26 protein-coding genes are annotated in these 26,950 nt (G+C 63.0%); 9 read left to right on the top strand and 17 right to left on the bottom strand.

Annotation, left to right across the window (positions count from 1 at the left end; genetic code table 11):
- Positions 1-53: 53 nt before the first annotated feature.
- The 15 genes from mdcH to J3P95_RS02035 form a co-directional block, all read right to left on the bottom strand.
- Positions 54-974 (bottom strand): malonate decarboxylase subunit epsilon, encoded by a 921-nt coding sequence (mdcH, locus tag J3P95_RS02105; RefSeq protein WP_434578911.1) that lies wholly within the window; start codon positions 972-974, stop codon positions 54-56.
- The gene (locus J3P95_RS02100; RefSeq protein ID WP_434578912.1) at positions 971-1,591 is read right to left on the bottom strand and encodes a malonate decarboxylase holo-ACP synthase; all 621 of its coding nucleotides are present in this window, start codon (positions 1,589-1,591) and stop codon (positions 971-973) included. Before J3P95_RS02100 ends, mdcH begins: the two co-directional genes overlap by 4 nt.
- Positions 1,588-2,391, bottom strand: coding sequence for a biotin-independent malonate decarboxylase subunit gamma (mdcE, locus tag J3P95_RS02095; RefSeq protein ID WP_434578914.1), 804 nt, complete (start codon positions 2,389-2,391; stop codon positions 1,588-1,590). Before mdcE ends, J3P95_RS02100 begins: the two co-directional genes overlap by 4 nt.
- Complete coding sequence (locus J3P95_RS02090; RefSeq protein ID WP_434578916.1) at positions 2,388-3,239, bottom strand: biotin-independent malonate decarboxylase subunit beta; 852 nt, start codon at positions 3,237-3,239, stop codon at positions 2,388-2,390. The genes mdcE and J3P95_RS02090 overlap by 4 nt, the downstream gene beginning before the upstream one ends.
- Entirely contained in the window at positions 3,232-3,531 is a 300-nt protein-coding gene (locus tag J3P95_RS02085; protein ID WP_434578918.1) for a malonate decarboxylase subunit delta, read from the bottom strand. Before J3P95_RS02085 ends, J3P95_RS02090 begins: the two co-directional genes overlap by 8 nt.
- Positions 3,531-4,406: a triphosphoribosyl-dephospho-CoA synthase gene (locus J3P95_RS02080; RefSeq protein WP_434578920.1), complete on the bottom strand. Its 876-nt coding sequence runs from the start codon at positions 4,404-4,406 to the stop codon at positions 3,531-3,533. The genes J3P95_RS02085 and J3P95_RS02080 overlap by 1 nt, the downstream gene beginning before the upstream one ends.
- Positions 4,407-6,077 (bottom strand): malonate decarboxylase subunit alpha, encoded by a 1,671-nt coding sequence (gene mdcA, locus J3P95_RS02075; RefSeq protein WP_003206457.1) that lies wholly within the window; start codon positions 6,075-6,077, stop codon positions 4,407-4,409.
- Between the two features lie 241 nt (positions 6,078-6,318).
- The gene (locus J3P95_RS02070) at positions 6,319-6,744 is read right to left on the bottom strand and encodes a hypothetical protein (RefSeq protein WP_434578923.1); all 426 of its coding nucleotides are present in this window, start codon (positions 6,742-6,744) and stop codon (positions 6,319-6,321) included.
- Complete coding sequence (locus J3P95_RS02065; protein WP_434578924.1) at positions 6,707-7,336, bottom strand: nucleotidyltransferase domain-containing protein; 630 nt, start codon at positions 7,334-7,336, stop codon at positions 6,707-6,709. The genes J3P95_RS02070 and J3P95_RS02065 overlap by 38 nt, the downstream gene beginning before the upstream one ends.
- A gap of 213 nt (positions 7,337-7,549) precedes the next feature.
- The gene (locus J3P95_RS02060) at positions 7,550-8,011 is read right to left on the bottom strand and encodes a chemotaxis protein CheW (protein WP_434578926.1); all 462 of its coding nucleotides are present in this window, start codon (positions 8,009-8,011) and stop codon (positions 7,550-7,552) included.
- On the bottom strand, positions 8,004-13,931 hold the full coding sequence (locus J3P95_RS02055; protein WP_434578928.1) for an Hpt domain-containing protein: 5,928 nt from the start codon (positions 13,929-13,931) through the stop codon (positions 8,004-8,006). Before J3P95_RS02055 ends, J3P95_RS02060 begins: the two co-directional genes overlap by 8 nt.
- 26 nt (positions 13,932-13,957) lie before the next feature.
- On the bottom strand, positions 13,958-16,045 hold the full coding sequence (locus J3P95_RS02050; protein WP_434560308.1) for a methyl-accepting chemotaxis protein: 2,088 nt from the start codon (positions 16,043-16,045) through the stop codon (positions 13,958-13,960).
- A gap of 49 nt (positions 16,046-16,094) precedes the next feature.
- The gene (locus tag J3P95_RS02045) at positions 16,095-16,634 is read right to left on the bottom strand and encodes a chemotaxis protein CheW (RefSeq protein ID WP_434578930.1); all 540 of its coding nucleotides are present in this window, start codon (positions 16,632-16,634) and stop codon (positions 16,095-16,097) included.
- A gap of 10 nt (positions 16,635-16,644) precedes the next feature.
- Complete coding sequence (gene pilH, locus J3P95_RS02040) at positions 16,645-17,010, bottom strand: twitching motility response regulator PilH (protein WP_186612056.1); 366 nt, start codon at positions 17,008-17,010, stop codon at positions 16,645-16,647.
- 45 nt (positions 17,011-17,055) lie between these two features.
- On the bottom strand, positions 17,056-17,484 hold the full coding sequence (locus J3P95_RS02035; protein WP_434560304.1) for a response regulator: 429 nt from the start codon (positions 17,482-17,484) through the stop codon (positions 17,056-17,058).
- Positions 17,485-17,708: 224 nt separating this feature from the next.
- On the opposite strand from J3P95_RS02035, the gene gshB reads away from it, so the two are divergent.
- The 7 genes from gshB to J3P95_RS02000 all read left to right on the top strand — a co-directional run bounded on the left by gshB (position 17,709) and on the right by J3P95_RS02000 (position 23,656).
- Positions 17,709-18,680 carry a glutathione synthase gene (gshB, locus tag J3P95_RS02030; RefSeq protein WP_434560302.1) on the top strand — a complete coding sequence of 324 codons (972 nt, stop codon included), beginning with the start codon at positions 17,709-17,711 and terminating at the stop codon, positions 18,678-18,680.
- A gap of 96 nt (positions 18,681-18,776) precedes the next feature.
- Entirely contained in the window at positions 18,777-19,673 is an 897-nt protein-coding gene (locus J3P95_RS02025; protein WP_434578932.1) for a TonB family protein, read from the top strand.
- Between the two features lie 88 nt (positions 19,674-19,761).
- Positions 19,762-20,331 carry a YqgE/AlgH family protein gene (locus J3P95_RS02020; protein ID WP_434560298.1) on the top strand — a complete coding sequence of 190 codons (570 nt, stop codon included), beginning with the start codon at positions 19,762-19,764 and terminating at the stop codon, positions 20,329-20,331.
- Positions 20,331-20,768 (top strand): Holliday junction resolvase RuvX, encoded by a 438-nt coding sequence (gene ruvX / locus J3P95_RS02015; RefSeq protein WP_039590497.1) that lies wholly within the window; start codon positions 20,331-20,333, stop codon positions 20,766-20,768. Before J3P95_RS02020 ends, ruvX begins: the two co-directional genes overlap by 1 nt.
- 84 nt (positions 20,769-20,852) lie before the next feature.
- Positions 20,853-21,359, top strand: a complete 507-nt coding sequence (gene pyrR, locus J3P95_RS02010; protein ID WP_434560294.1) for a bifunctional pyr operon transcriptional regulator/uracil phosphoribosyltransferase PyrR — start codon at positions 20,853-20,855, stop codon at positions 21,357-21,359.
- A gap of 24 nt (positions 21,360-21,383) precedes the next feature.
- Positions 21,384-22,388: an aspartate carbamoyltransferase catalytic subunit gene (locus J3P95_RS02005; protein ID WP_434560292.1), complete on the top strand. Its 1,005-nt coding sequence runs from the start codon at positions 21,384-21,386 to the stop codon at positions 22,386-22,388.
- Positions 22,385-23,656 carry a dihydroorotase gene (locus J3P95_RS02000; protein ID WP_434560290.1) on the top strand — a complete coding sequence of 424 codons (1,272 nt, stop codon included), beginning with the start codon at positions 22,385-22,387 and terminating at the stop codon, positions 23,654-23,656. The genes J3P95_RS02005 and J3P95_RS02000 overlap by 4 nt, the downstream gene beginning before the upstream one ends.
- A gap of 49 nt (positions 23,657-23,705) precedes the next feature.
- Here J3P95_RS02000 and J3P95_RS01995 read toward each other — a convergent pair whose 3' ends face one another.
- A complete protein-coding gene (locus J3P95_RS01995; protein ID WP_186612062.1) occupies positions 23,706-24,134 on the bottom strand; it encodes an NINE protein in 429 nt (142 codons plus the stop codon).
- 249 nt (positions 24,135-24,383) lie between these two features.
- Between J3P95_RS01995 and J3P95_RS01990 the strand changes: the two genes are divergently transcribed.
- A complete protein-coding gene (locus J3P95_RS01990; protein WP_434560288.1) occupies positions 24,384-24,995 on the top strand; it encodes a C40 family peptidase in 612 nt (203 codons plus the stop codon).
- 152 nt (positions 24,996-25,147) lie between these two features.
- On the opposite strand, the gene J3P95_RS01985 is transcribed toward J3P95_RS01990, so the two are convergent.
- Complete coding sequence (locus J3P95_RS01985) at positions 25,148-26,182, bottom strand: type IV pilus twitching motility protein PilT (RefSeq protein ID WP_186634078.1); 1,035 nt, start codon at positions 26,180-26,182, stop codon at positions 25,148-25,150.
- Positions 26,183-26,237: 55 nt separating this feature from the next.
- Between J3P95_RS01985 and J3P95_RS01980 the strand changes: the two genes are divergently transcribed.
- Positions 26,238-26,930 (top strand): YggS family pyridoxal phosphate-dependent enzyme, encoded by a 693-nt coding sequence (locus tag J3P95_RS01980; RefSeq protein ID WP_434578937.1) that lies wholly within the window; start codon positions 26,238-26,240, stop codon positions 26,928-26,930.
- The last annotated feature ends 20 nt before the right edge of the window (positions 26,931-26,950 follow it).

Raw genomic sequence — 26,950 nt, 5'->3', positions numbered from 1 at the left:
AAATTGCATCGTCGAAGTTGTTGTTTTTGTGCTTCGCCAGCTTGAGTCGGTGTCTAGGGTTGGCGGCGTCCCTCCTCATGCAACAGCGCTTGCAGGGTGTCGAGCCGCGCGCCGTCAAACGCCATGACCGTGCCCTGCTCGAATACCCGGCGCGCCAGCCCGGTCAGCACCGCGCCGGGCGGCAACTCGATCTGCAAACGCACCCCACGCTCGTAGGCGCTTTGCACCGTGCCACGCCAATCGACCACGCGGCACATGTTGAACGCCAGGTCGTCGCGCAAGGCATCGGGCTTGATGATCGGCCGAGCGCGGCTGCCGCTGAGATAGCCCAGTGTTGGCGCTTTCAACGGCACCTCGGCAAACGCCTGGGCCAACGTCCGGGCCGGCGTCTCCAGCAGCGGACAATGGGACGGCACGCTCACCGCCAATCGGCAGGCCTTGCCGGCGCCCTGGCTGCGCGCCTGTTCGGCGACGCGGCGCATGCCTTCATCGCTGCCGGCGATGACTACTTGGTTGTCGGCGTTGATATTGGCCAGGTAGACCGGTGTGGTTTCGCTGTGCACCTGCGCCAGCAAGGCTTGCACCGCCGCGAGATCCAAGCCGATAATTGCCGTCATGCCGTAGCCTTGCGGATACGCCTGCTGCATCAACGCGCCGCGCAGGCTGACCAGTCGCAACGCATCCTCGAACTCCAGCGCGCCAGCCACCACCGCCGCCGGATAGGCACCGATGGACAGTCCCGCCACGTAATCCGGTGCGGGGGCCTGTTCCAACAGTTGACGGGAAGCCGCCACGCCTGCGATCAACAGGCACAGCTGCACGGCGCGGGTCGATTGCAGCGCCTGGGCCGTGTCGAGTTGCAGGACATCCTCGCCCAGCACATCACTTGCCTCGTCCAGAATCTGCCGCGACAAACCGTGGAGCATACCCACGCGCTGTGCACCCTGGCCGGGGAAAACGAAAAGGCTGCTCACGCGACCTGCTCCAAAGCAGGCTGCCACGGGTCGGTTACCAGGCGTGCCTGGACATCATCCTTGAGCAACACCCGTGGCGACGAACCCGCCCATTCCCGTAGGGCGAGCGCACCGCAGGGCGTTTGCAGTTGTATGTCCACGGTGCAGACCGAGGCGTCCAATTGCGTCAACAGGTCCTTGGCCTGGAGACGGTCCATGAAGCGCGGCGCCCTCAGGATCAAGTCGAGGTCGCTGCGTTCATGCAGTGCCTCGACGCCCGTGGCGAGCTCGAATCCGGCGCTGCCGCTGACGCCCCAGGTCCAGCGACTGGCATCGAGTAACGGACGCAACTGCGACAAGGCTTTCAAGGCCGGCAGGTCGCGAGGGGACTCAACATGGCAAAGGTCTTCCGGACGCACCCGGCGCTCTATCGCAGCCACAGGCATCGACGCGGCGTAACGCTGTTCACGGGAGCGACCGCGCAGGCCCACCGCAACGTGCCCGGGCGGCGTGACCGCTCGGCGCACCACCACCGGTTGCCCATGGCGCAGTGACTCGACAGCCCAGTCCGGCGCATCCGCCGGCAGCTGTTCCGGGGTCATGCCCCAGAGCAGGTCATGGGCCAGGAACGTCCTCACCACTGCGCCCTCAACAATTGGCGAACGTTGCTGGACGCTGCTCGGTGGGTCGCGCCCAGGCGACTGCCGAGATCCCGAGGCGCCCCGGCCACGTCATTGATCGCCTGTTGCAGGCAATCGGTCACCCGGGCCAGATCCGCCGCCGTCGGTTGCTCGATCTGTTCCACCGACAAGGTTTCCCAGAGCAGGCCCAAGCTGGCAAAACTGTCGATGTCATAGGCCATCGGCGGCACGCTGGCGGCCAAGGCCTCCAGCTCTTCGACACTGCGCAGAGTCACCCGCGCCGCCGAAGCCTTGCCCATGGCGTGCACCATCACGCCCGGGTCGCGCAGGGCGATCAGTCGGTTGGCCTGGTAGCCGTGGGCCAGGAATGCGCCGGACATGGCCTTGCCCACCAGCAAGCCGATCACCGGATGTCCGGCCAATCGTGCGCGGGCGTAGCTGTCCGCCGCACCGGCCAGGGCTTGATGAATGCCCAGGGCCTCTTCGCGCCGACCGTAGGCCTGGCTCGGTACATCGACGATGGCGATCAACGCACGCTTGGCTGCGGTATTGCGGTCGGCTTCGATGGCGTCGTCCACGGCTTTGGCCAGGCCCCAGCCTTCGAGCAAGCCGACTTCGCCGTTGCGCGCCCTTGGGAAACGGTTGTCGGGATCGGCCACCACCGTCAGCAGGCGCACGGTTTGCTCGCCCAGCCTGACATCCGCGACTCTCAACGAAGCGGGCAAACCTTGCACTGCACTGGCGCCGCCACTCAAGGCCTCGAACCAACGCAGCCCCCTCAACGAATACGCACTCATGGGCGTTCTCCCTGATACAACTGGCGAACCGCTGCCGGTTCGATTTGCACATCGGTATCCAAGCGAGCCAGGCGCTGGAGGAACCGCTCGGCCTGACCGCTGCGGTGCGCGGTGGGCACACCCAGGTGCAGCAGCTCGCCAACCTGCTGGCGAATCCGTGCCACGTCATCGGCGACGTAACGGTCCACCAGCCCGGTGGCGAAACGCTGTTCACCGCCCGTCAGGCTCCAGATGAAGGGGCGGTCGCGGGAATCGTATTCGTCCAGGCCGGCCTCCTGTTCGATCACCTGCGGACCGTTCAGCCCCAGTCGCGCTTCTTGGGTGACCAGCAAATAACTGCATAACCCGGCGGCGATCGACATGCCGCCAAAGCAGCCGACGCTGCCGGCCACCACGCCGACGACCGGTTGGTACTGGCGCAGGTCGACAATCGCCGAATGGATCTCGGCAATCGCCGCGAGCCCGAGGTTGGCTTCCTGTAACCGCACGCCACCGGTTTCCAGCAGCAGCACGGCGCGGGTGGGCGTGCCGTTGCGATTGTCTTCGGCGGCCAACTCCAGCGCACCGGCAATCTTTGCCCCGCCGACTTCGCCAAGGCTGCCGCCCTGGAACGCGCCTTCGATAGCTGCCACAACGACCGGCAAACCATCGAGGTTGCCCTTGGCGATCACCACGCCGTCATCGCTTTGCGGCACCACGCCCTGGCGCAGCAGCCAGGGCGACATGACACGCTGGAACGGGTCGAGCAATTCGCGGAACGTACCCTCATCGAGCAGGGCCTTGGCCCGTTGCCGGGCACCGAGTTCGACGAAGCTATGCTTGTTGAGCAACGCGGCGCTGTCAGTCATGGCCGATCTCCTCGAAGCCTTGTTCCAGGCGCAAGCGCACCACGCCGGGGGTGGCGCCAAAATCGTGGATATCGATGGTCATCGCAGGCGGGGTCTGGCCGTCGAACATGCGCGCGAACAGATGCCGCCAGCGTTGTTCGCTGCCATTGACCGACGTCTGCACTTGAATCGAAAGCGTACCCGCCAAGCCTGGTTCGATCAGCACTTCCAGGTCGCCCGAGCCGACGCAGCCCACCAGCGCCCGGCCCCGTGGCGGCTGCCCGGCGGGGAATTGAAAGGATAAGGTTTCCATCAGCACACTCCTGGGAAGCGGCCATCGCCGCGCTCGATGCGGTCGAGAAACAGGCAGGCGGCGAGCAGGTCGGCGGCGCCGCCGGGCGAGGCATTCAAGGCAATCAGTTGTTGGTCCAGCGCGTGCAATTGGCGGCGACCCGCCAAGGTCGCGCTGCCACCGGCAGCCAGCACGGCTTGGGCGCCTTGTTGCATGGCCTGCAAACCCGCTTCGCCGGCGCGGTAGAGCACGCAGGTGTCGGCCAGGGTGGTCATGATCGCCAGCAAGGCATCGAGACGAGAGTTCTGCTCACCCGCGCCCGCCGCGCGACTGCGCTTGAGTTGCGGCAGGCCCAGGCCGGTGACGGCCGGGAACGCCAGTTGCGCTTGCTCCCGGGCACCGCGCGCACCGTAGCGCTGGGCGACTTGGGCGCCGTGGCTTAACGGTTGGGGCGCATAACGGTCGTTGAGCAAGGCCAGGCGGGCGGCACGTAAAGTGACTGCGCTCGCGACGCTGGATTCAGGTTCCAGCGCCGCCGCCGCCACCAGCAGGCCCAAGGCCCAGATCGCGCCACGGTGGGTATTCACCCCGCCCGTGGTGGTAAGCATCGCGGCTTCACCTTCACGGCCTATCCGACCGAGGGCTTCGCGCAGCGGCAGGCCGATCTCGCCGCAGACCAACGCGGCTTCGGCCATCTCCTTGAACGCCGGCCACAACGACAGCGCCGAAGCGTGCATCAGGCCCAGGTGCAAATCGGTGTGGGCACCGCTGCCGCGAGGGTCAACCAGGGCCGGTTTGGGCGACAAGTCGGCTTCGTCGATCAGCGCGTCCACCGCCAGGTCGGCCAAGCGCTCAGCGAAGGATAATGTTTGGGGTTGCAGGTTTAGGGCGTGCATTTACCAGCTCCTGAACTTGGCGGGCGGGTTGTAGAGGCCACCGGACCACTCCACCAGATCGGCAACGCTCTTGGCCGCGAGCAGCTCGCGGGTGGCGTCGGTACGGCGGATGCCGAGGTCTTCGGGCAAGGCAATCAACCCTTCGCGGCGCATGCGCGCGGTGTCTTTCGGGTCATGGCGCAAGCCGATGGCGGTGACGCCGGCCACGGCGGCGATCATCGCCTGGCGCTCTTCCAGGGAGCGGGCCTTGTACAGGTAGGCGATGCCCTCTTCGGTGAGCAGATGGGTGACGTCATCGCCGTAGATCATGATCGGCGCCAGGGGCATGCCGGCTTTCTTTGCCACGTCCACCGCGTCAAGGGTCTCGACGAAAGTGGGTTTGCCGCCCTCCTGGAACGTCTCGACCATCTGCACCACCAGTTTCTTGCCGCGCTCGAGCAACGGCGCCTCGCCATCGCCGTGGCGCATGTCGAGCCACGCCGGTGTACCGTGACGGCGACCGCGCGGGTCATGGCCCATGTTTGGCGCTCCGCCGAAACCGGCCAAGCGGCCACGGGTCACGGTGGAGGAATGGCCGTCGCCGTCCACTTGCAAGGTAGCGCCGATGAACAGGTCCACCGCGTACTGCCCGGCCAGTTGGCAGACCATGCGATTGGAGCGCAGCGAGCCGTCGTGGCCGGTGAAGAACACATCGGGACGGGCGGCGATGTAGTTTTCCATGCCCAGCTCGGTGCCAAAGCAATGCACGCTTTCGACCCAGCCGCTTTCGATGGCCGGGATAAGCGTCGGGTGCGGATTGAGGGTCCAGTTGCGGCAGATCTTGCCTTTCAGGCCCAGGGATTCGCCGTAGGTGGGCAGGATCAGTTCGATGGCGGCGGTGTTGAAACCGATGCCGTGATTGAGGGATTGGACGTTGTGTTTTTCGTAGATTCCACGGATCGCCATCATCGCCATCAACACATGCACCGGCTTGATATGGCGCGGGTCGCGGGTGAACAGCGGCTCGATGTAGAACGGCTTGTCGGCCACCACCACGAAATCGACCCAGGACGCTGGAATGTCCACTCGCGGCAGGTCGCTGACGTCGTCCACCAACTGGTTGACCTGGACAATGACAATGCCATCGCTGAAGGCCGCCGGCTCGATCAACGCCGGGGTGTCTTCGGTGCTGGGGCCGGTGTAGATATTGCCGGCACGGTCGGCCATGAAGCCGGCTGACAGCACGACGTTGGGAATCAGGTCCACCACCAGCCGGGCATAGAGTTCGATGTAGGTATGGATCGCGCCGATTTCCAGCAAGCCGTCTTCGAGCAACTGGCTGATGCGCAGGCTTTGGGTGCCGGCGAAAGAGAAATCGAGCTTGCGGGCGATGCCGCGCTCGAACAGGTCCAGATGCTCGGACCGGCCAACGCTGGGCATGATCATGTGCAGATCGTGCAGTTTTGAAGGGTCGACTTTCGCCAGCGACCGCGACAGGAAATCCGCCTGCTTCTGGTTATTGCCCTCCAGCACCACACGGTCGCCGGGCAGGATCAACGCCTCCAGCGCCGCGACGATCTTGTCGGTGGGCAACACCACACCGTCGGCCAGCCCCTTCACCAGCCCGAGGCGCCGCTGCTTTTCGCTGCGCCGCCGCGTCCAGCGCGAGTCGGGGGATATTGTTGTTGTCATGACCACTCCACGGGTTCGCTGTCGTGGGGGTCACCTTAGGAGTGTTGGGGCGAGGGCATCAATCAAGCTGGGTGGTGAATCGTTACGGTTGGAGTAATGGTTGAATGCCAAAGCGGCGGACAATGCTTTGTGGCGAGGGAGCTTGCTCCCGCGCGGCTGCGCAGCAGTCGTCGCTTTTGGGGCCGCTTCGGGCTGGAGCGCCAGCCCGGCCCAGCGGGAGCAAGCTCCCTCGCCACGGATATCAAGTCTTGGCCATCAATTGCCGGACCCGTTCGAGCAGTTCTGCTGCGCTCTCAATCAGTTGGGTAAGGAGTGCATGGTCTTCGTCCATATAACCCTCGTACTCGGCAAGGTTACGCCGCTCATGACACAACGCGAATAACCGGACCTGTACTTTGCCGATGTCCGCCGTGTGAATCAGGCACTGGAAGACCAGATAGCGCTTGTCCGACCGATAACCGCTCAAGCGTAGCGCCGTGAGCGCCAAGGCATGGGCCGCGTTGTATGCCAGGTCGAAACGGCTGGCGAAAGAAAGGGCTGTTGTTTGGGCATCCTTCAAGCGATCCACGGCTGAACGCATCAGGCCCTCACACTCCTGGCGATCCGGTGGTTCGGCTTTCAGGCCGCCGCTATGTAACAGATTCTCCAGGTTTTGGTGCTTGTCCATCCTTGGTTTCCAAAGGGTCTTCACCCAGCAAATTGATCTTGTCCTGTTGCGCTACCCGCACCACAAAGCTGTTGCCGGCCGCAAATTTTGCTACCCAGTCCTGAGGCGTGTAGAGCGTAGGGTTGAGGGGGCGACCCAGTTGTTCTTCCAGAGGTAAGAGCCGCTCCATCACTTCACTGTAGTGCAGGCCCTCGCCAATCAGCATGAGGTCTATGTCGCTGGATGTGTTCGCTTGGCCCTTGGCGACAGAGCCATACACGAACGCCCAGCGCAGTTGTCCTGAAAAAGGCTCCAATGCCTGGCGCAACGGTTCGGCGATACCGATGGTTTTGCGCACGATGCCTAGCAGCTCAGCGTAAATCGGGCAGCGTGGGTTGGCTTGATAATGGGTTTGATTGCCCAGACGAGTCATGGTGAGCACGCCTGAGCGTTGCAGGCGTTCCAGCTCCCGCATGAGGCTGCCTTTGCCTATTTGAGCCCAGCGAGCAATTTCGTTGGTGTAGAAGCTTTGATCCGGCTTACCGAACAACAAACCTAAGACCCGGCGCTGAGTGGCCGTGAACAGCGCATCGCTGAGAGGAAGGTGATTCATGGTAACAACCGATAGTCCCAAAAAGGGAACGATAGGTCCCTTTTTGGGACTTATCAAGGCTTGCCGCTTAACTCAGTCCCATAAAGGGACTTAACAGACCCTTTATGGGACTGTTTCACAGTCCAGCGGGAAAAAGCTCTCTGGCCACGGAATCTCAACGGTTTTGAGATCTCGATGAAATGAATACCTACTCCTACAGGTACAACGCCAGGCCTATTTTTTTACCAACCCCGCCGCCATCACCAATTCTTCCAAGGCCAACAAATCCGGCACTTTCGCCACGTGTTCCCCCACTTGCACCGCCGCCTGCTCCAGCCCGCACAGCGGCACGTCGACGTAGCTCAATTGGCTGTCGAGCTTGTAGGAACGCGGGATGCCTTGTACCAGCAGCGCAACGAAGCGCAGTTCCGGCCGACCGCCCAAAGCGTTGAGCACGACGATGCGCGCGCGCTCACCGATGACGGTTTTCTGGCCGCAGGCCGATTCGAAGCTCAGCAGCGGGATCTGCCGTTCACGCCAGCTCACCCAGCCCAGGAACCACGGCGGGGTGTCCAGATCGAACGCGCTGCTCTGGTAATCGATCAGTTCGGCCACCGCCACGTTGGGCAGGATCAGGTGCCGATCAGCCAAGGGCAGCAATAGCCCAGTGAGATGACTGGCGCGAGAGTCATGCATGGTTTTTGCCCCAGTACGCAATGCTGTCGAGCAACACCGACTCTTGGTACGGCTTGCCCAGGTAGTCGTTGACGCCGATTGCCGTGGCGCGGTCGCGGTGTTTCTGGCCGGTGCGGGAAGTGATCATGATGATCGGCAGGTGCGCCAGGCGCGGGTCGTTGCGCACCTGGGTGGCCACTTCGAAGCCGTCCATGCGCGGCATCTCGATGTCCAGCAGCATCAGGTCGGGGGAGTGCTCGGCCAGCAACGCCATGGCGTCCACACCGTCCTTGGCGGTGAGCACGTGCATGCCATGGCGCTCCAGCAGGCGGCTGGTGACCTTGCGCACGGTCACAGAGTCGTCCACCACCAAAACCAACAGCGGACGTTGCGGTTCACTCTCGCCTTGCGCGCGTCCATCGCGACGCGGGACCTGGTGTGGCAAAGCGCGGATCGGCGCCAGCAGGTCAAGGATTAGCACCACCCGGCCGTCCCCCAGGATCGTCGCTCCCGACAGGCCCCGGACCGCCGAAAATTGCGGACCAAGGCTCTTGACCACGATTTCCCGGGTCCCGGTGGTGGCGTCCACCTGCACGGCAATATGCCGCTCATTGCATTGCACCAGCAGCACCGGCAAGGGTTGGCTCTGGCCCAGCAATTTCGGGCGAGCGCCGGTTTTCAGCAACTCGCCGAGGTAGCACAACTCATAACGCTGCCCGGCATAGGTGTAGACCGGCGGGTCGAGCTGGTAATAGCCGTCCAGCTCGGCGGGCAGCACCCGGACAATGCTTTCAATGGTGTTCAGCGGAATGGCGTACTGGTCCTCGTGACACTGCACCATCAACGCCCGGTTAACCGCCACGGTGAACGGCAGGCGAATGCGAAAATGCACGCCCTGCCCCGGCGTGGAGTCGATGCCCATGCTGCCGCCCAACTGCCGCACCTCTTCATGGACCACGTCCATGCCGACGCCACGCCCGGATATCTGGGTGATTTTTTCGGCGGTGGAGAACCCGGGCTGCAAGATGAACTGCAACACGTCGCGATCGCTCATGTCGCTGTCTGGCGACAACAAGCCACGCTTGATCGCCTTGCGCCGCACCGCGTCCAGCGGCACACCGGCCCCGTCGTCACGGATGTCGAAAATGATGTCGCCGCCCTCCCGGGACAGGTCGAGGCTGATACGTCCCCGGGCGGGTTTGCCCGCGGCGATCCGCACGTCGGCCGGCTCGAGGCCATGGTCGACGGCGTTACGCAGCATGTGTTCCAGGGGGGCGGCCATGCGCTCGAGCACATTTCGATCCATCTCGCCCTCGGCGTTGCCGACCACGAACTCAACGTCCTTGCCCAGCTCCTGCGCCACTTGCCGCACGATGCGTTTGAGGCGCGGCAGCATGCGCTCGAACGGCACCATGCGCGTACGCATAAGGCCCTCTTGGAGTTCGGTGTTAATGCGCCCTTGCTGTTGCAACAGGTTTTCCGCGTCGTGGTTGCTGCGATCAAGGGTTTCCTTGAGGTCGAGCAGGTCCGAGGCGGACTCGAACAGCGCCCGGGACAATTGCTGCAACTGGGAGTGGCGGTCCATTTCCAGCGGGTCGAACTCTTCGTAGCCCAACCGTTCGGCTTCCACCTGTTGGCGACTGAGAATTTGCCCCTGGGTCTCGGTATCCAGGCGGCGCAACTGGTCGCGCATGCGCTCGATGGTGGTTTCCATCTCGCTCAGGGCGGTGCGGGCATCGTTGACCTGCTGCTCGATGCGGCCACGGAAGATCGAGGTTTCACCGGCCAGGTTCACCAGATCGTCGAGCAATTCGGCGGAGACCTTGACCATGTCCGCACCGTCGCTTGACGCGACGGGCTCGGCTCGCGCCAGCAAAGGCGCCGGGGCCTGGGGCAACGCCGGTTCCGCTGCCGCAACGGTCGCGGGGGCCTCGCCGCCCTGCGGATGATTCACGGCCTGGATCCGCGCAATCAATCGATCGCCTGGCGGACATGGCTGGCCGGCACGAACCGCGTCGAGCATCTGCGCCAGCCGGTCATGGCTGCCCTGCAACAAGCTGAAGAGCTCCGGGCTTGGCTGCAACAGGCCCGCCGACAGACCTTCATAAAGGTTCTCAAGCTCGTGGGCGAGATCGCCGATGGGCGCGATTTCCACCATCCGCGCTCCACCCTTGAGCGTGTGCAAGTCTCGCAGCAGCGTTTCCACGGCCTGGCGGTTCGCCGGATCTTCCTGCCAACGCAGCAACGCCGCGCCGGAACTCTCGAGAATGTCGAACCCTTCCTCAAGGAAGATTTCCAGCAGCTCAGGATCGTGCCCGGCCACATCGCTCGAACCTGACCCTGGCATCTCGATGGCGTTAGGCCTGTCCTGACGGAACCGGTGGATCGCGTCGATCAACGCAACCGGATCCCCCAACGGTTGACCTTGCTGCAACTGCCCAAGCAACAGATCGAGGCGTTCGTGGCTGCTGTGGAGCAACTGCGCCAGCTCCGCGCTGTAGCTGTAGCGGCGGTCCACCAGCCCTTCGTAGAGACTCTCCAACTCTTGGGCGAGGTCGCTGACCGGCCGGATATCCGCCATGCGCGCGCCACCCTTGAGGGTATGCAAATCGCGTTGCAGCGATGACAACGGTGCGCCGTTGTCCGGGTCGGCGAGCCAGCGCTGCAAGGCTTGCGCGGCACTTTCGAGAATGTCCTGGGCCTCTTCGAGGAAAATCGCTGCGATGTCATCGTCCACCGAAGTGTCGGCGGGGGCGCTGCGCTCCATTTCGGCCGTCGCGTGGCTCAGTTCGCGGATGCTCAGGGTGCGGCTGCCATCGCTGCGGATCAGTCCCGTGGCGGCCGGATCGAGACTCTCTTCAAGCAGGCTGCGCAGGGCCTGCACGCGTGCAGGCTGCGGATTCACATGCTGCCCGGCCGCCAATTCATCAAGCATGTCGATCAGCGCTTCATGGGCCCGTTGCGCCTCTTGAAAAAAAGCCTCGTTGACCGCCAGGCTGCTTTCCTCCACCGCACCATAGAGATCGAGCAAGGCTTCGCAGAGCTCGTCCACCGGGTGCAGGTCGGCCAGGTGCGCGCCTTCGCCGAGGGTGGTCAGCTCATCGAGCAGCGCGCTCAATTCCTGGCCTTCGGCGGGATGTTGTTGCCACCGCTGCAGCAGGTTTTCCGCGTCCAGCAGGATGTCCATGCCTTGGGCGAGGAAGTTATTGATCAACTGCGGATCGCGCCTGGTTCGCACGCCTTGGTCCGGCGAGCCGTGGACCGCTTGCAGGCGCTCGGCCAACAGCGCCCGGGCGCGCTGGATCAGGTCGGCGGCACCGGGGATCGGCGACAGCGGTTCGCTGTGCAACTGGCGCAGGCCCCGTCGCAGCAACCCTTCGCCTTCCAGCAACAGCTCAACCTCCTCCAGGTCGAGAGCCAGCAGATGCGCCCTGTATTCCCGGGCCATTTCGTCCATCACCCCGGCGAGCTCGGCGATCGGCGCTACACCGGCCATCGATGCGCTGCCCTTGAGCGTATGCAAGGCCCGTTGCAGTTCGTCGCCGGCTTGCAATGGCAACTGTTCGGCGGCTTGGTCGAGAAAGCGATTGAGCGTGGCGAGGTGGGCCTGGGCTTCGTTGTCGAAAATTTTCAGGAGCAAAGGATCGAGCGCAGCCACGTCCTGTTCGTCGTCATCCTCTTCATCACTGCCTTTGGCAAGCGCATGGGCACGGGCGGCCAAGCGGTCGACATCGTCACGCTGGCGCTGGTGAGAGGCCGCGAAATCGGCGACCAGCTCAGGCAGCAATTGCACCGTTTCTTCAACCAACTGCCGGACCGAAGTGCCCGGCCCGACGCTGCGTTCCAACACGCGATTGAGCAGGTTCTCCACAGCCCAGGCCAGCTCACCCAGGATCAGCGCCCGGACCATCCGACCGCTGCCCTTGAGGGTGTGGAAGGCTCGGCGCAGTTCAGCCAGGGCAACGTGGTCATCCGTGTGAGCGGCCCAGCGCGGCAGGTACTCATGCAGGACGTCCAGCACCTCGGCGGTTTCCTCAAGGAACACTTCGCGCAGTTCATCGTCCACCGGGCTTTCATCCCGCGGCGGCGGCAGCAGGCTGGCCGGCATGTTCCTCGCCGGCGGGTTGACCGCCGAGACCGGGCTGGCCAGGACTTCGGCGAGCGATTGCACGGTTTGCGGATCGTCCAGTTCCTGCAAGTCCTGCATGACCTGGGCCTCGTTGGGGCTCAGCACATCATCGAGCAACGGCACGCGGGCTTCGTCTGGGAAATAGCCGAGGGCGCCGAGACTGCGTTCGACCTCATCCAGCAGACCCTCGGCAGGCTTCTGCGGATCTTCGCTCAAACGCTCCAGGTAATATTCCAGGCCGGTGATCACATCGGCCAGATGGTCGAGTTCTTCCCAACCCGGCTGTGCATGATCAAGCAGCAGATGCTCGTGGATGAAACCGTTGCAAGCCTCCACGAGACTGGCGGCACGGCTCAACGGAATCATCGCCAGCGCGCCACGCACCTGGGTCAGCAATCCCGGCAACGCCTCGAGCTGCTCGCTGTTCCAGTCGGCGTCGATGTAATCGACGATCATGTCCTTGGCCTGTTGCAGGCAGGTGTGGGCTTGCTTGATGACGATCTGGTGGATCTGGGTCAGGTCAATCGTTGGCAGAGGGTTGTCGTCGCGGCTTTCAGGCTCGACGGTGCCGACCATGCCGGCCAGCGTTGCCTCGACATAGAGCAAGGCCCCCGCGACATCCATGAGCGTCGCGTCATCCGGGTCGCGTTGACCCTGGGCGAGGCTCAGCACTACCGCCAATTGGTCGATGATCACTTTGCGCGGCTGGCCGAAACCGAGCACCGCCAAGGTGTCGGCGATCTGCCGCAGGGGCGCCAACAGGCTGTCCAGTTCCGAGGCGTGCTGGCGGTCGCTGCGCACGAACAGGTCCAGGCGCTCCTTGACCCGCACCAATTCCTCGCAAAGCGCCGCCAGCACCGAGCGCATGGCATCGCGGTCGGGCCCGGCCAGCCGCGCGCGTTCTTCATCGACCATGGCGCCGTCGGACAGCGCGTCGTCCAGTGAGTAGCGTTCTTTCATGATCTGCATCTGCCCGCTGGGGTGTTCGGCCTTGGCAATATAGAACAACAAGCTTTTGACCAAGTGGGGTGGGGCCGGTTGATTGATGCCGGCAATGCCCTGCTCCAGCAGGCGCTTGAGTTCTTTGTCGGCGTCCTTGAACAGGCTGCGCAGCGCCGGGCTGTTGCCGATGCGTGCGTCGCGCATGCCCTCGACCAGCGCCGAAGCGACTTGCCACAGCGCGTTGAGTGGCGCGCCGGCACACAAGGTTTCCATACGGTGAAAGACTTTGGCCAGGTAACCGAGATGGGTGGCGTCGTCCTGTTCGCGCAACAGCCCCACCAGGGCCACTTGCAGGGTCTGGCGCAACTTGCGCAAAGTGCCTGGCAGGTCGGCCGGCTCGAGCCGTTTCAAGGCGTCCTCGCCGAGCGGGGCAATATCGGCTAATTGCGGACTGAAAAGGCTGGTTTCCGACAACAGGCTCTCGCCCCGGGCACTGCGCAAGTCGTTGATCAATGGCAGCACCACTAAAGGCAGGTCGCGACGAGCGCCCTGGACCCGATCAAGATAGATCGGCAACTGGCCCAAGGCTTGGCGCAACAGGCTGATGGCCTCGTCGCGATGGACGATTCGATCGCTCTGCAAGGCACCGCACAGTTGCTCCATTTCCTCGGCCAGCAACGCCGCGCCGTAGAACTCGACCATCTGCAGGCCGCCATGGACCTGATGGATGCAGGCCAGGCATTGGGCAAGGGCATCCGACGCCTGCGGGTCGTCCACCAGGCGATTGAGGGCCAGGTGGGCCTGCTTCAGCGTTTCGGCAATCTCGCCCTTGACCCATTCCAGGGCCACGTAGTCGTGCCGATCACCCATAACCACTCCAAATCATATGCAGCACATCAGCCCTTGTGAGGCAGGTACGACGAATCACCCTTGCCCTCATCAGCCATAGGCTTCTCGGGCAAGGTGAACCCCGACACCGAACGGCGCAGCTGGCTGGCCATTTTCGCCAGGTTGCCAATGCTCTCGGCGGTGGCAGTGGAACCGGACGAGGTCTGGCTGGTGATCTGCTGGATCACGTTCATGGTCAAGGAGATCTGCCCCGCCGAGGTGGTCTGCTGCTGCGCCGCGTTGGAAATGCTCTGGATCAGTGCCGCCAAGGTCTTGGAAACCCCTTCGATTTCTTCCAGCGCGACCCCGGCATCCTGTGCCAGCCGGGCGCCGCGGACCACTTCGGTAGTGGTCTGCTCCATGGAGATCACCGCTTCGTTGGTGTCGGCCTGGATCGCTCGCACCAGCGTCTCGATCTGCCGGGTCGCCGCCGAGGAGCGCTCCGCCAACCGCTGCACTTCGTCGGCCACCACCGCAAAGCCGCGCCCGGCATCGCCCGCCATGGACGCCTGGATCGCCGCGTTGAGCGCGAGGATGTTGGTCTGGTCTGCAATATCGTCGATCAGGCTGACGATATCGCCGATTTCCTGGGACGACTCGCCCAGGCGCTTGATGCGCTTGGCGGTGTCCTGGATCTGTTCGCGAATGTTGTCCATGCCATGAATGGTGTTGTGCACCACCTCGTTGCCCTTGTTGGCGATTTCCACGGAACGCTCGGCCACGGCCGACGACTCGGCGGCATTGGCCGACACCTGATCGATGGACTGGGCCATTTCATTGATTGAAGTCGAAGCTTCGCTGATCTGCTGGGCCTGGTGCTCGGACGCCTGGGCCAGATGCATGGCGGTGGCCTGGGTTTCCTGCACGGCGGCAGCCACCTGGCCGGCGGTCAGGTTGATCGTGGCCACCAGATCGCGCAGTTGATCCACCGAATAGTTGATCGAATCGGCGATGGTCCCGGTGAAGTCCTCGGTGACCGAAGCCGTCACGGTCAGGTCGCCGTCGGCCAGGTCTTCGATTTCGTCCAGCAAACGCATGATCGCGTTCTGGTTGCGCTCGTTCTTTTCGGCGGTTTCACGCAATTGGCGATTGGTCTCGCGGACCATTACCAACCCGATCAGGATGATCGACATCAGCGCCAGCAAGCCCAGTACATAGCCGCCAATGGTGTTCACGGAACGCCCGCCGGCCAGGTTTTCGAAGGCCGTGGCCAGGTGCGAGGCTTCGTCGAGCAGGGTCTGCGACAGGTTGAAGATGTTGCCCGCCGACTCGCGGACCTTGAACAGCTCCGGAGAAGTTTCGAGAATTTCATCCACCGAGCCTGAGACAAATTCGAACAGCTCACTGATTTCAGTCAGGCGCGCCCGGGCATCGCGATCCTGTACCTGGGAAATTTTCAAGGTCGCGTCGCCCTGCAACATGCCGTTGAGCACCTGGCCAAAGCGCGCGGCGTCGCGGCCAAACGTATCGGCCGCCTGGCTAGCGTTCTCGTCGCCGGCCAACACCGTGTTCACCGCGCCAAGAATCCGCTCGGCCAGCAATGACTGGCGCTGGGCCATGGCCACTTGGGCGGCCGGCGCGCCGCGTTGCAGGAGGATTTCAACGACTTTCTCGTATTCGACCTGCAGTTGCGGCACGGTTTCGGCCAGGGTCGCCGCGACCTGATGCAACGACAGGACGGTCTGCTCGCTGGACAAGATGGCATCGGTGTTCTTCAGCAGGCGTTCCCAGTCCAGTTGCACAGCGCGCATCTGCGGGCGCAGGGTGGCGGGCGCCGGCGGCAGGCCAGTCACCGGGTCGCCTTGTTTCAGATACCCCCAGCGCTGGGCAAAATCGTTGCGCGCATCGCTCAGTAATTTGAAGGCCGCGGCCTTGCCTGTCGCGGCCTCGGTGGCATTCTTGGCGATGCGCTGGGACAACACTCGCAACTCACCGGCATGGCCGATGTACTGCTTGTCGTACGTAGACTGGGTGTTGAGGTACGCGAAGTTGGCAAATAACAGCATGATGAAGACAATCAGCGCGACGAACAGCACGATGATCTGCGAACGACTGCGCGACGCCTCCAGAGTCTTGCCTGTTTGAGTTTTGATCATCGCTCCTCGCCTGTCCTGCTCGCTTCCACAGGGGCCGCGCTAAGTCTCGTTAAACCGCCACATCCATGAATCCTGGCGAGCGCGCCAGCGCAAACGGGCTGAACACCCGCCATTGCCGCTCTGCGCCAAAACGGCCCTGGACGAAGGCCGATTCCAGGCCATCGAGGTCGTTCGTCGAAGTCGATTCGAGGCTGCCCTGGGGGAAATGCTGCAACCCCTGGACTTCGTCCACCAGCAAGCCGGCGAACACCTCGTCATGATCCACCACCAGCACCCGCCGCTGCTTGCGCACGCTGGACAGTTCATGGCCGAAGAAACCGCACAGATCCATCAATGGCAACAAACGCCCGCGCAGGTTAGCCACGCCGCGAACCCATGGCTTGACCCCGGGCAAAGGCGTGTGGCGCGGCTCGTGCAGAACCTCGCTGACTTCGCCCATGGGCGCCACGTACCAATGATCGCCCAGGCGAAAGCCGATGCCGCTCCAGCTATCGCGGTGGACCGGTTGGGACGGCAAGTCCGCGCCCAATAGCCGACAGCGCCGATCGATCTGCAGCAACAGCTCGAATGCGGTCAGGGATTGGCTCATGGCCGCACTTTCAACCCGCCAGTACTTTGTTCAGGGTCGCGATCAGGGTTTCTTCGTCCACCGGCTTGGTCAGGTAGTCCTTCGCCCCCTGGCGCGTCCCCCAGACCTTGTCGGTTTCCTGGTCCTTGGTGGTGATGATGATGACCGGGATATGGCCGGTGTCCGGGTCCTTGGTCAGTTGGCGCGTGGCCTGGAACCCGTTGAGGCCGGGCATGACGATGTCCATCAACACCGCGTCGGGCTTTTCCTGGCGTGCCAGTGCCACGCCATCGGCGCCGTTCTCGGCCTTCAGGACTTGATGGCCGTGCTTTTCCAGCATGCCGGTCAACTTGTACATTTCAGTCGGCGAATCATCGACGATCAGAACTCGTGCCATGGTATTCCCCATTCTTCTAGACCTCAGGCCCGAGGCCGAGCGTCATTAATGTGCCTGGTGCAACTGGGCAGCGGCAAAACCCGGGACATGGGCCTGTATCGCGCCCAGCAACTCTTCCTTGCTGAAAGGCTTGGTCAGAAACTGATCGGAACCGACGATGCGTCCCTTGGCCTTGTCGAACAAGCCATCGCGGGACGACAGCATGATCACTGGCGTGGCCTTGAAAGCGCTGTTGTTCTTGATCAGGGCACACGTCTGGTAACCGTCCAGGCGCGGCATCATGATGTCGACAAAGATAATGCCTGGGTGATGGTCGACGATCTTGGCCAGGGCATCGAAGCCGTCGATCGCCGTGATCACCTCGCAACCGACGTTGCGCAGCAAGGTTTCGGCGGTGCGGCGGATGGTCTTCGAGTCGTCGATGACCATGACCTTCAAGGCGCTGGGTTGCTGCTGCGTAAGATGCTCTGCCATTGCCACTGCAAACCGGTTTTTAACGCGTGAGTGTGATCGACAGCGCAAACCCTTGATGTTCAAGGCCCGCACGTCACATGGCAGCCTTTTTAGCACAGTCTCCAGCGCCGATCTATCAGCCGCTCGGTACGGCGGTTTTTCCTTGACCGCCAATCTTGGGGGCGCCACTCTGACGCCACTTTTTCACGCCCTTCGTGCCCACCCAATTTTCGAGGAACCAAGCCATGAGCGTACGCGTCGGCATTGTCATGGACCCTATCGCCAGCATTTCCTATAAGAAGGATAGCTCGCTGGCCATGTTGCTGGCCGCTCAGAAGCGCGGCTGGGAGCTGTTCTATATGGAACAGCGCGACCTCTACCAGGCCGAAGGCCAGGCCCGGGCGCGGATGAAGCCGCTGAAGGTCTTCGCCGATCCCGAGAAGTGGTTCGAACTGGGCGAAGAAAGCGATGCGCTGCTGAGCGACCTGAACGTGATCCTGATGCGCAAGGATCCGCCGTTCGACATGGAATTCGTTTACTCCACCTACCTGCTGGAACAGGCCGAGAGCGCTGGCGTACTGGTGGTCAACAAGCCGCAGAGCTTGCGCGACTGCAACGAAAAGCTCTTCGCCACGCTGTTTCCTCAGTGCACGCCGCCGACCATCGTCAGCCGTCGCCCGGACGTGTTGCGCGAGTTCGCCGACCATCACGGCGACGTGATCCTCAAGCCTCTGGACGGGATGGGCGGCTCCTCGATCTTCCGTCACACCGCCGGTCACCCGAACCTGTCGGTGATCCTTGAGACGCTGACCTTGCACGGCAAGCAGCAGATCATGATCCAGGGTTACCTGCCGGCCATCGTCGATGGCGACAAACGCATCCTGATGATCGACGGCGAACCCGTCGATTATTGCCTGGCGCGTATCCCGGCCGCGGGTGAAACCCGGGGCAACCTGGCGGCCGGCGGTCGCGGCGAAGCCCGCCCGCTGACCGAGAAGGATCGGTGGATCGCCGCCCAGGTCGGCCCGACCCTGCGCGAAAAAGGCCTGCTGTTCGTCGGCCTGGATGTGATCGGCGAGCACCTGACGGAGATCAACGTCACCAGCCCGACCTGTATCCGCGAAATCGACAATGCCTTCGGAACGGACATCGGCGGGATGTTGATGGATGCCATCGAGAAGCAGCTACAAGCGGCAAGCTTCAAGCGGCAAGTTTGATGCAGCTTGTCGCTTGCAGCTTGAGGCTTGAAGCAAAAAACCAACATTGCGTTATCATGCCCGGCCTGTGAAACCCGCGATGTTGGTTTTTTTGTCATGACACGCCCGTCCGATCTGCCCCAAGAGCTCGCCCATCGTGGCGTGCGCCCGGCTGATCGTCTCGGTTTTACCTTGTTCCTGGCGGCATTGATCCACTTGGCCGTGCTGCTGGGCGTTGGTTTTGCCACGGTCGAACCCAAGCAGATCAGCCAGACCCTGGAAATCACCCTGGCCACCTTCAAGAGCGAAACCAAGCCACAGAAGGCGGACTTCCTGGCCCAGGAGAACCAGCAAGGCAGCGGCACCCTGGAAGAGAAAGCGATTCCCAAGACCACTGAGATCGCGCCATTCCAGGACAACAAGGTACAAAAGATCACCCCGCCCCCGGCCGCCAAGCCGGAGGTGCAGGAGACGGCGCCGAAGGCTGCCGTCACCACCGTGGCGCCAAAGCCGAAAAAGGCCCCGGTCAAGGAAGAGGTCAAGCCTGATCCGAAACCCAAGGCCCCCGAGCCAACCTTCGACAGTTCGCAGCTGTCCAGCGACATTGCTAGCCTGGAAGCCGAATTGGCCCAGGAGCAGCAGTTGTACGCCAAGCGTCCGCGCATTCATCGCCTGAGCGCTGCGTCGACCATGCGCGACAAGGGCGCGTGGTACAAGGACGAGTGGCGCAAGAAGGTCGAGCGCATCGGCAACCTCAACTACCCCGAGGAAGCCCGGCGCAAGCAAATCTACGGCAACCTGCGATTGATGGTCTCGATCAACCGCGACGGTTCGCTGTATGAGGTGCTGGTACTGGAATCCTCCGGTCAGCCCTTGCTGGACCAGGCGGCCCAGCGAATCGTGCGCCTGGCCGCGCCGTTCGCGCCGTTCACAGGGGATCTGTCGGACATCGACCGACTGGAAATCATCCGCACCTGGAAGTTTGCCCGCGGTGATCGGCTTTCCAGCAACTGAACCTGCTGTGGTTAAAGGTGGCTGTGATCGGCGCTTCCTGCGCATCCCCGGCTTGTCAGTTCGCGCCTGCGCCGCCACACTAGCGCCTATGAAAAACGTCAGCCCCACCTACCTCAAGCATCACTTCCTGATTGCCATGCCGCACATGGCTGATCCGAATTTTGCCCACACCTTGACCTACATCGTCGAGCACACGGCCAATGGGGCCATGGGACTGGTGGTCAATCGTCCGCAGGAACTGAACCTGGCGGATATCCTTGAGCAACTGCGGCCCGAGGTCGAGCCGCCACTCTTGTGCCAGCACGTACCGATTTTCATCGGCGGCCCGGTGCAGACCGACCGCGGTTTCGTACTCCATCCGTCGGGCCCCAAATTCCAGGCCACCGTCGACCTGAATGGCGTGTCGCTGTCTACCTCCCAGGATGTGCTGTTCGCCATCGCCGACGGCGTCGGCCCGGAGAAAAGCCTGATCGCCCTCGGCTACGCCGGTTGGGAACCGGGGCAACTGGAAGCCGAACTGGCTGACAACGCCTGGCTGACCTGCCCATTCGACGCCGATATCCTGTTCAACACCAGCAGCGAACTGCGCCTGGAAGCGGCGGCCAGCCGGCTGGGTGTCAACCTCAACCTGCTCACCAGCCAGGCAGGACACGCCTGATGGCGCTGCGCTTGCTGCTGGGCTTCGATTACGGCACCAAACAGATCGGCGTCGCGGTCGGCCAGGTCATCACCGGCCAGGCCCGCGAGCTGTGCACGTTGAAGGCGCAGAATGGCGTTCCGGACTGGAACCAGGTCGAAGCGCTGATCAAGGAATGGAAGCCCGACGCCGTGGTGGTCGGCCTGCCGTTGAACATGGACGGCACGCCCAGCGACATGTGTCTGCGCGCGGAAAAGTTCGCGCGCCGGCTCAATGGCCGCTACAACCTGCCCTTCTATACCCATGACGAGCGCCTGACCACCTTCGAGGCCAAGGGCGAGCGCCTGGTACGCGGCGGGCAGAAAGGCAGTTACCGCGACAACCCGGTGGACGCCATCGCCGCGGCCCTGCTGCTGCAAGGCTGGCTCGACGCCAACACCGCCCTGTTTGAAACCTGATTTTCTGAAAGCGCCGCCAAGGCGCTTTCTTTTAGCGAAAGACCGCGCCTCTCACCACCGGCCCGGGAACCTGAAGGAGCCAGCATGAGCCTGCCCAATCCTGCCGAACTGATCAGCCAGATGGCGATCCGTCTCACGGCGCACCTGGAACAACGCGGCATCAGCGAGCCGCGCTACATCGGCATTCGCACCGGCGGCGTCTGGGTTGCCCAGGCCTTGCTCGATGAACTGGGCAGCGACTCACCGCTGGGCACCCTGGACGTGTCCTTCTATCGTGACGACTTCAGCCAGAACGGCCTGCACCCGCAAGTACGCCCTTCGGCGCTGCCGTTCGAGATCGAAGGCCAGCACCTGGTGCTGATCGACGACGTGCTGATGAGCGGGCGGACCATCCGCGCGGCCATGAACGAACTTTTCGACTACGGTCGCCCGGCCAGCGTGACGCTGGTGTGCCTGCTGGACCTGGACGCCGCCGAGCTGCCGATTCGGCCGAACGTGGTCGGCGCGACGCTGGCGCTGGCCGCCGATGAGCGAGTCAAGCTGTCCGGCCCGTCGCCGCTGCAACTCGAACTGCAAGACCTTGCCCTTTAACTGCCCTTGTAAGAGTCCATCGCGATGACGCCTCTCGAAACCAAGCGCCCGCTGCAGCTCAACGATCAGGGCCAGCTGCGGCATTTCCTGTCCCTCGACGGCCTGCGCCGCGAGCTGCTGACGGAAATCCTCGACACCGCCGACTCCTTCCTTGAAGTCGGTGCCCGGGCGGTGAAAAAAGTCCCGTTGCTGCGCGGCAAGACCGTGTGCAACGTGTTCTTCGAAAACTCCACGCGCACTCGCACCACCTTCGAACTGGCGGCCCAGCGGCTGTCGGCGGACGTGATCACCTTGAACGTGTCGACATCCTCGGCGAGCAAGGGCGAAACCCTGCTCGACACCCTGCGCAACCTCGAAGCCATGGCCGCCGACATGTTCGTCGTCCGTCACGGCGATTCCGGGGCGGCGCACTTCATTGCCGAACACGTCTGCCCACAGGTGGCGATCATCAACGGCGGCGACGGCCGTCACGCACACCCTACCCAGGGCATGCTCGACATGCTGACCATCCGTCGGCACAAGGGCAGCTTCGAAAACCTGTCGGTGGCCATCGTCGGCGACATCCTGCATTCGCGGGTGGCCCGCTCCAACATGCTGGCCCTCAAGACCCTCGGCTGCCCGGACATCCGCGTGATCGCGCCGAAAACCCTGCTGCCCATCGGCGTCGAGCAATACGGCGTGAAGGTCTACACCGACATGACCGAAGGCCTCAAGGATGTCGACGTGGTGATCATGCTGCGCCTGCAACGCGAGCGGATGACCGGCGGCCTGCTGCCCAGCGAAGGCGAGTTCTACCGCCTGTTCGGCCTGACCACGGCGCGCCTGGCCGGGGCCAAGCCGGATGCCATCGTCATGCACCCGGGGCCGATCAACCGCGGCGTGGAGATCGAGTCGGCGGTGGCCGACGGACCGCATTCGGTGATCCTCAACCAGGTGACCTACGGCATCGCCATCCGCATGGCCGTGCTGTCCATGGCCATGAGCGGGCAAACGGCCCAGCGCCAATCCGACCAGGAGAACGCCCAGTGAAGCTCAGCATTCTCGGCGCACGCGTGATCGATCCAGCCAGTGGCCTGGATCAAGTGACTGACATTCATATAGATGCCTGCAAGATCGTCGCCCTTGGCGCGGCGCCGGTCGGTTTTGTCGCGGTCGACATCCTCGACGCACAAGGCCTGGTGGCCGCTCCCGGCCTGGTGGACCTGAGCGTCGCCTTGCGCGAGCCCGGCTACAGCCGCAAAGGCAGCATTGTCAGCGAAACCCGGGCCGCCGCTGCTGGTGGCGTAACCAGCCTGTGCTGCCCGCCCCAGACCAAGCCGGTGCTGGACACCTCGGCGGTGGCCGAACTGATTCTCGACCGCGCCCGGGAAGCCGGCAACACCAAGGTCTTCCCGATCGGGGCGTTGAGCAAAGGCCTGGAGGGCGAGCAACTGGCTGAGTTGATCGCCTTGCGCGACGCCGGTTGCGTGGCGTTCGGCAACGGCTTGAACAGCTTCCGCAACGCCCGCACCCTCTGCCGTGCACTGGAGTACGCCGCGACCTTCGGGCTGACCGTGGTTTTCAACTCACAGGATCATGACCTGGCCGAAGGTGGCCTGGCCCACGAAGGCCCGACCGCCAGCTTCCTGGGCCTGCCGGGTATTCCGGAAACCGCCGAGACCGTGGCCCTGGCCCGCGACCTGCTGCTGGTGGAGCAAAGCGGCGTGCGTGCCCATTTCAGCCAACTGACCAGTGCCCGCGGCGCGGCGTTGATCGCCCAGGCCCAGGCCCGCGGCTTGCCGGTGACCGCCGATGTGGCGCTGTACCAGTTGATCCTGACCGACGAAGCGCTGATCGATTTCAACAGCGTCTACCATGTCCAGCCGCCGCTGCGCACCCGCGCCGACCGCGATGGCTTGCGCGAGGCGGTGAAGTCCGGCGTCATTTCGGCCATCTCCAGCCATCACCAACCCCACGAGCGCGATGCCAAGCTGGCCCCGTTCGGCGCCACCGAGCCAGGCATCAGCAGCGTCGAACTGCTGCTGCCGCTGGCCCTGACGCTGGTGGAAGACGGCTTGCTCGACCTGCCAACCCTGCTGGCACGCCTGAGCGCCGGCCCGGCCCAGGCGCTGCAGCTTCCAGCTGGGAAACTGGCCGTGGGCGCGCCGGCGGACTTGGTGCTGTTCGACCCCGCCACCTCCACCGTGGCCGGTGAAGCCTGGCGTTCCAAGGGCGACAACTGCCCGTTCCTCGGCCACAGCCTGCCGGGTGTGGTGCGCTACACCCTGATGGATGGGCGGATCACCCACCAGGCCTGAAAAAATCGAGTCGCCTGCTGCGCGAATGCAGGCGACTCGATCTGCCGTCTTACTGGAAAGCTCCGCGTTTCTGAGCATTGCGGATCGAAACCTGATCGTTCAGCGTCCAGAAGTCATACAGCACGCCCAGGAAAAACACCCCGCCGGTCAGCAGATAGAGGATGCCGCTGAGCCATTTGCCCTGATACATGCGATGCACGCCCAGTACGCCGAGAAACGTCAGCAGTATCCACGCCACGCTGTACTCGATCGGCCCCGGCGTAAAACGCAGGTCCGCTTCGCGGTCCATGGCCGGAATCAGGAACAAGTCGATCAGCCAACCGATGCCCAGCAGCCCGAAGGTGAAGAACCAGATCGTGCCGGTGACCGGCTTGCCGTAATAGAAGCGGTGAGCGCCGGTAAAACCCAAAATCCACAGCAGATACCCGATGACTTTGCTGTGGGTATCGCGAATTGCGCCCTGCTGATAGCTGTTCATGAATGGCCTCTTTTGCCTCGATAGAAAAATTTGTTCAGATTTTTTGTGACTTTTTTGTGTCTCGCCGACAAGCGGTCCTGACCACCTCGAATCACGCAAGTGCCCGTGACACGGGGGTTCTGTCGGACAATCGAGGCAAATTGTCGCAATTTTGCCGGGTTTGCGCTGGGTTTCGAATCGACAAACGGCCTCGGAATGGCAAAAAAAGCTGTTATAAAGTTGCGCGCTAACCTTCAAGAGCCCTGCCTAATGCGTCCATTTTTCAAGACATGGCTAACCATTTGCCTATTATTGCCACTGGCCGCCCACGCCACCAATCGTGAGCAACGTCTTCCCAACGTCAACGGCTATACCCCTAAATCCCATGTTTCTGCTCCCTCGAGCAAGAACAAGCAAAGCGTCCAGCGTTTGAGCAGCTCGCATAGCAGGCTGGTGCCACCCATGGCGACCAAGACAACCAGCAATGTCCTGAGCCGCGCCGTGAATGTACTCGGCACACCCTACCGTTGGGGCGGAAGTAGCCCAAGCAAAGGTTTCGATTGCAGTGGTCTGGTGAAGTACGCTTTCAACGACGCCACGTTCGACCTGCCGCGCACCTCCAACGCCATGGCAGCCGGCCACGGCGAGAAAGTCGAGCGCAAGGACCTCAAGCCTGGCGATCTGATTTTCTTCAAGCTCAAGAGCCGCCGGGTCAACCACGTGGCCATCTACTTGGGCAACGACCGCTTCATCCACGCCCCGCGCCGTGGCAAGTCGGTGACCATCGACACCCTGAACAAACCGTACTGGAACACTCATTACGTGGTTGCCAAGCGGGTGTTGCCGAAAGAGCCGAATACGCTGCGCGTCGTCCAGCGCTGATCACCGTGGCGAGGGAGCTTGCTCCCGCTGGGTGGCGCAGCCGCCCTAAACAGACCAATGATATCTGTGGGCCCAATTATTTTGGGTCCGCTTCGCGGCCCAGCGGGAGCAAGCTCCCTCGCCACAGGGATTGCACTACCGCCCCTGCCCTTCTAGAAATTATCCGGCGTCCGCGCCCGCTCCCGCGCATGCTCGCGGCTGATCAATCCCTTGGTCACCAAGTCTTTCAAGCACATGTCCAGCGTCTGCATCCCCAGCGAGCCGCCAGTCTGGATCGACGAATACATCTGCGCGATCTTGTCTTCCCGAATGAGGTTTCGGATCGCCGAGGTTCCCAGCATGATTTCGTGGGCAGCGACCCGGCCGCCACCAATCTTCTTGACCAGGGTCTGGGAGATCACTGCCTGCAACGATTCCGACAGCATCGAGCGAACCATCGATTTTTCATCGCCCGGGAATACGTCCACCACCCGGTCAATGGTCTTGGCCGCCGACGTGGTGTGCAGGGTGCCGAACACTAAGTGCCCGGTTTCGGCGGCGGTCAGCGCCAGGCGGATGGTCTCCAGGTCGCGCATTTCCCCCACCAGGATCACGTCCGGGTCTTCTCGCAGCGCCGAGCGCAGGGCGGTGGAAAAACTTTGAGTGTCGCGGTGCACCTCACGCTGGTTGATCAGGCACTTGCGCGGTTCATGAACGAATTCGATCGGGTCTTCGATGGTGAGGATGTGATGGTGCTTGTGGCTGTTCAAGTAATCGATCATCGCCGCCAGGGTGGTGGACTTGCCTGAACCGGTCGGGCCGGTCACCAGCACCAGCCCGCGAGGGGCCTCGGTCACTTTGCGAAACACCTCGCCCATCCCGAGGTCTTCCATGGTCAGGACTTTCGACGGAATGGTCCGGAACACTGCCCCCGCGCCACGATTCTGGTTGAAGGCATTGACCCGAAACCGCGCCACGCCGGGCACATCGAAGGAAAAATCGGTTTCCAGAAACTTCTCGTAATCCACTCGCTGGCGGTCGTTCATGATGTCGAAGATCAGCTCATGAACCTGCTTGTGGTCCAGTGCCGGCAGGTTGATCCGCCGCACGTCGCCATCGACGCGGATCATTGGCGGCAGCCCGGCGGACAGGTGCAGGTCCGACGCGCCCTGTTTGGCGCTGAAGGCCAGTAACTCAGTGATATCCATAGCGCTCCTCAATTCCAGTAGAATGCCGCGAACCTCAGACCGCTGGCCTTTCTTTATGACCACGATAGCAGACAACATTGCTCAGGTTAGATCGCGCATCCATGCCGCGGAACAGGCCGCCCAACGCGCCGGACACAGCGTCCAGCTATTGGCGGTGAGCAAGACCAAGCCCGCCCAGGCACTTCGCGAGGCTTATGCCGCCGGCCTGCGGGACTTCGGCGAGAATTACCTGCAAGAAGCGCTGGGCAAACAGACCGAACTCACCGACCTGCCCTTGATCTGGCACTTCATCGGCCCCATTCAATCGAACAAGACGCGCGCTATCGCCGAACATTTCGACTGGGTGCACTCCGTGGATCGCCTGAAAATCGCCCAACGCCTGTCCGAGCAGCGCCCGGCCGACTTGCCGCCGCTGAATATCTGCATCCAGGTCAACGTCAGCGGCGAAGCCAGCAAATCCGGCTGCACGCCAGCGGACCTGCCCGCCCTCGCCAGCGCCATCAGCGCACTGCCGCGCCTCACATTGCGCGGGTTGATGGCCATTCCCGAGCCCACCGACGATCGCGCCGAACAGGATGCAGCTTTTGCCGCCGTCCAGCGTTTGCAAGCCAGCCTGGACCTGCCGATGGACACATTGTCCATGGGCATGAGCCATGACCTCGAATCCGCCATCGCCCAAGGCGCTACCTGGGTGCGCATCGGCACGGCCCTGTTTGGGGCTCGCGACTACGGCCAAGCGCCCAGCTGACTCACTCATCTCTTTATAAG

Origin of the sequence: Pseudomonas sp. Z5-35 (assembly GCF_051131945.1) — a bacterium.
Classification (GTDB): domain Bacteria; phylum Pseudomonadota; class Gammaproteobacteria; order Pseudomonadales; family Pseudomonadaceae; genus Aquipseudomonas; species Aquipseudomonas marvdashtae.
This window is presented reverse-complemented; position numbering and strand designations above follow the sequence as displayed.

Coding starts and splice junctions, on each gene's coding strand:
- J3P95_RS02085 (WP_434578918.1), bottom strand. CDS start 3,531: ATGGAAACCTTATCCTTTCAATTCCCCGCCGGGCAGCCGCCACGGGGC.
- J3P95_RS02045 (WP_434578930.1), bottom strand. CDS start 16,634: ATGAGCCAATCCCTGACCGCATTCGAGCTGTTGCTGCAGATCGATCGG.
- mdcA (WP_003206457.1), bottom strand. CDS start 6,077: ATGACAACAACAATATCCCCCGACTCGCGCTGGACGCGGCGGCGCAGC.
- J3P95_RS02060 (WP_434578926.1), bottom strand. CDS start 8,011: ATGCATGACTCTCGCGCCAGTCATCTCACTGGGCTATTGCTGCCCTTG.
- J3P95_RS02005 (WP_434560292.1), top strand. CDS start 21,384: ATGACGCCTCTCGAAACCAAGCGCCCGCTGCAGCTCAACGATCAGGGC.
- J3P95_RS02020 (WP_434560298.1), top strand. CDS start 19,762: ATGAAAAACGTCAGCCCCACCTACCTCAAGCATCACTTCCTGATTGCC.
- gshB (WP_434560302.1), top strand. CDS start 17,709: ATGAGCGTACGCGTCGGCATTGTCATGGACCCTATCGCCAGCATTTCC.
- J3P95_RS02025 (WP_434578932.1), top strand. CDS start 18,777: ATGACACGCCCGTCCGATCTGCCCCAAGAGCTCGCCCATCGTGGCGTG.
- J3P95_RS02080 (WP_434578920.1), bottom strand. CDS start 4,406: ATGCACGCCCTAAACCTGCAACCCCAAACATTATCCTTCGCTGAGCGC.
- J3P95_RS01995 (WP_186612062.1), bottom strand. CDS start 24,134: ATGAACAGCTATCAGCAGGGCGCAATTCGCGATACCCACAGCAAAGTC.
- J3P95_RS02035 (WP_434560304.1), bottom strand. CDS start 17,484: ATGGCAGAGCATCTTACGCAGCAGCAACCCAGCGCCTTGAAGGTCATG.
- J3P95_RS01980 (WP_434578937.1), top strand. CDS start 26,238: ATGACCACGATAGCAGACAACATTGCTCAGGTTAGATCGCGCATCCAT.
- J3P95_RS02090 (WP_434578916.1), bottom strand. CDS start 3,239: ATGACTGACAGCGCCGCGTTGCTCAACAAGCATAGCTTCGTCGAACTC.
- J3P95_RS01985 (WP_186634078.1), bottom strand. CDS start 26,182: ATGGATATCACTGAGTTACTGGCCTTCAGCGCCAAACAGGGCGCGTCG.
- J3P95_RS02065 (WP_434578924.1), bottom strand. CDS start 7,336: ATGAATCACCTTCCTCTCAGCGATGCGCTGTTCACGGCCACTCAGCGC.
- mdcE (WP_434578914.1), bottom strand. CDS start 2,391: ATGAGTGCGTATTCGTTGAGGGGGCTGCGTTGGTTCGAGGCCTTGAGT.
- pilH (WP_186612056.1), bottom strand. CDS start 17,010: ATGGCACGAGTTCTGATCGTCGATGATTCGCCGACTGAAATGTACAAG.
- J3P95_RS02070 (WP_434578923.1), bottom strand. CDS start 6,744: ATGGACAAGCACCAAAACCTGGAGAATCTGTTACATAGCGGCGGCCTG.
- J3P95_RS02055 (WP_434578928.1), bottom strand. CDS start 13,931: ATGGGTGATCGGCACGACTACGTGGCCCTGGAATGGGTCAAGGGCGAG.
- ruvX (WP_039590497.1), top strand. CDS start 20,331: ATGGCGCTGCGCTTGCTGCTGGGCTTCGATTACGGCACCAAACAGATC.
- J3P95_RS02050 (WP_434560308.1), bottom strand. CDS start 16,045: ATGATCAAAACTCAAACAGGCAAGACTCTGGAGGCGTCGCGCAGTCGT.
- J3P95_RS01990 (WP_434560288.1), top strand. CDS start 24,384: ATGCGTCCATTTTTCAAGACATGGCTAACCATTTGCCTATTATTGCCA.
- pyrR (WP_434560294.1), top strand. CDS start 20,853: ATGAGCCTGCCCAATCCTGCCGAACTGATCAGCCAGATGGCGATCCGT.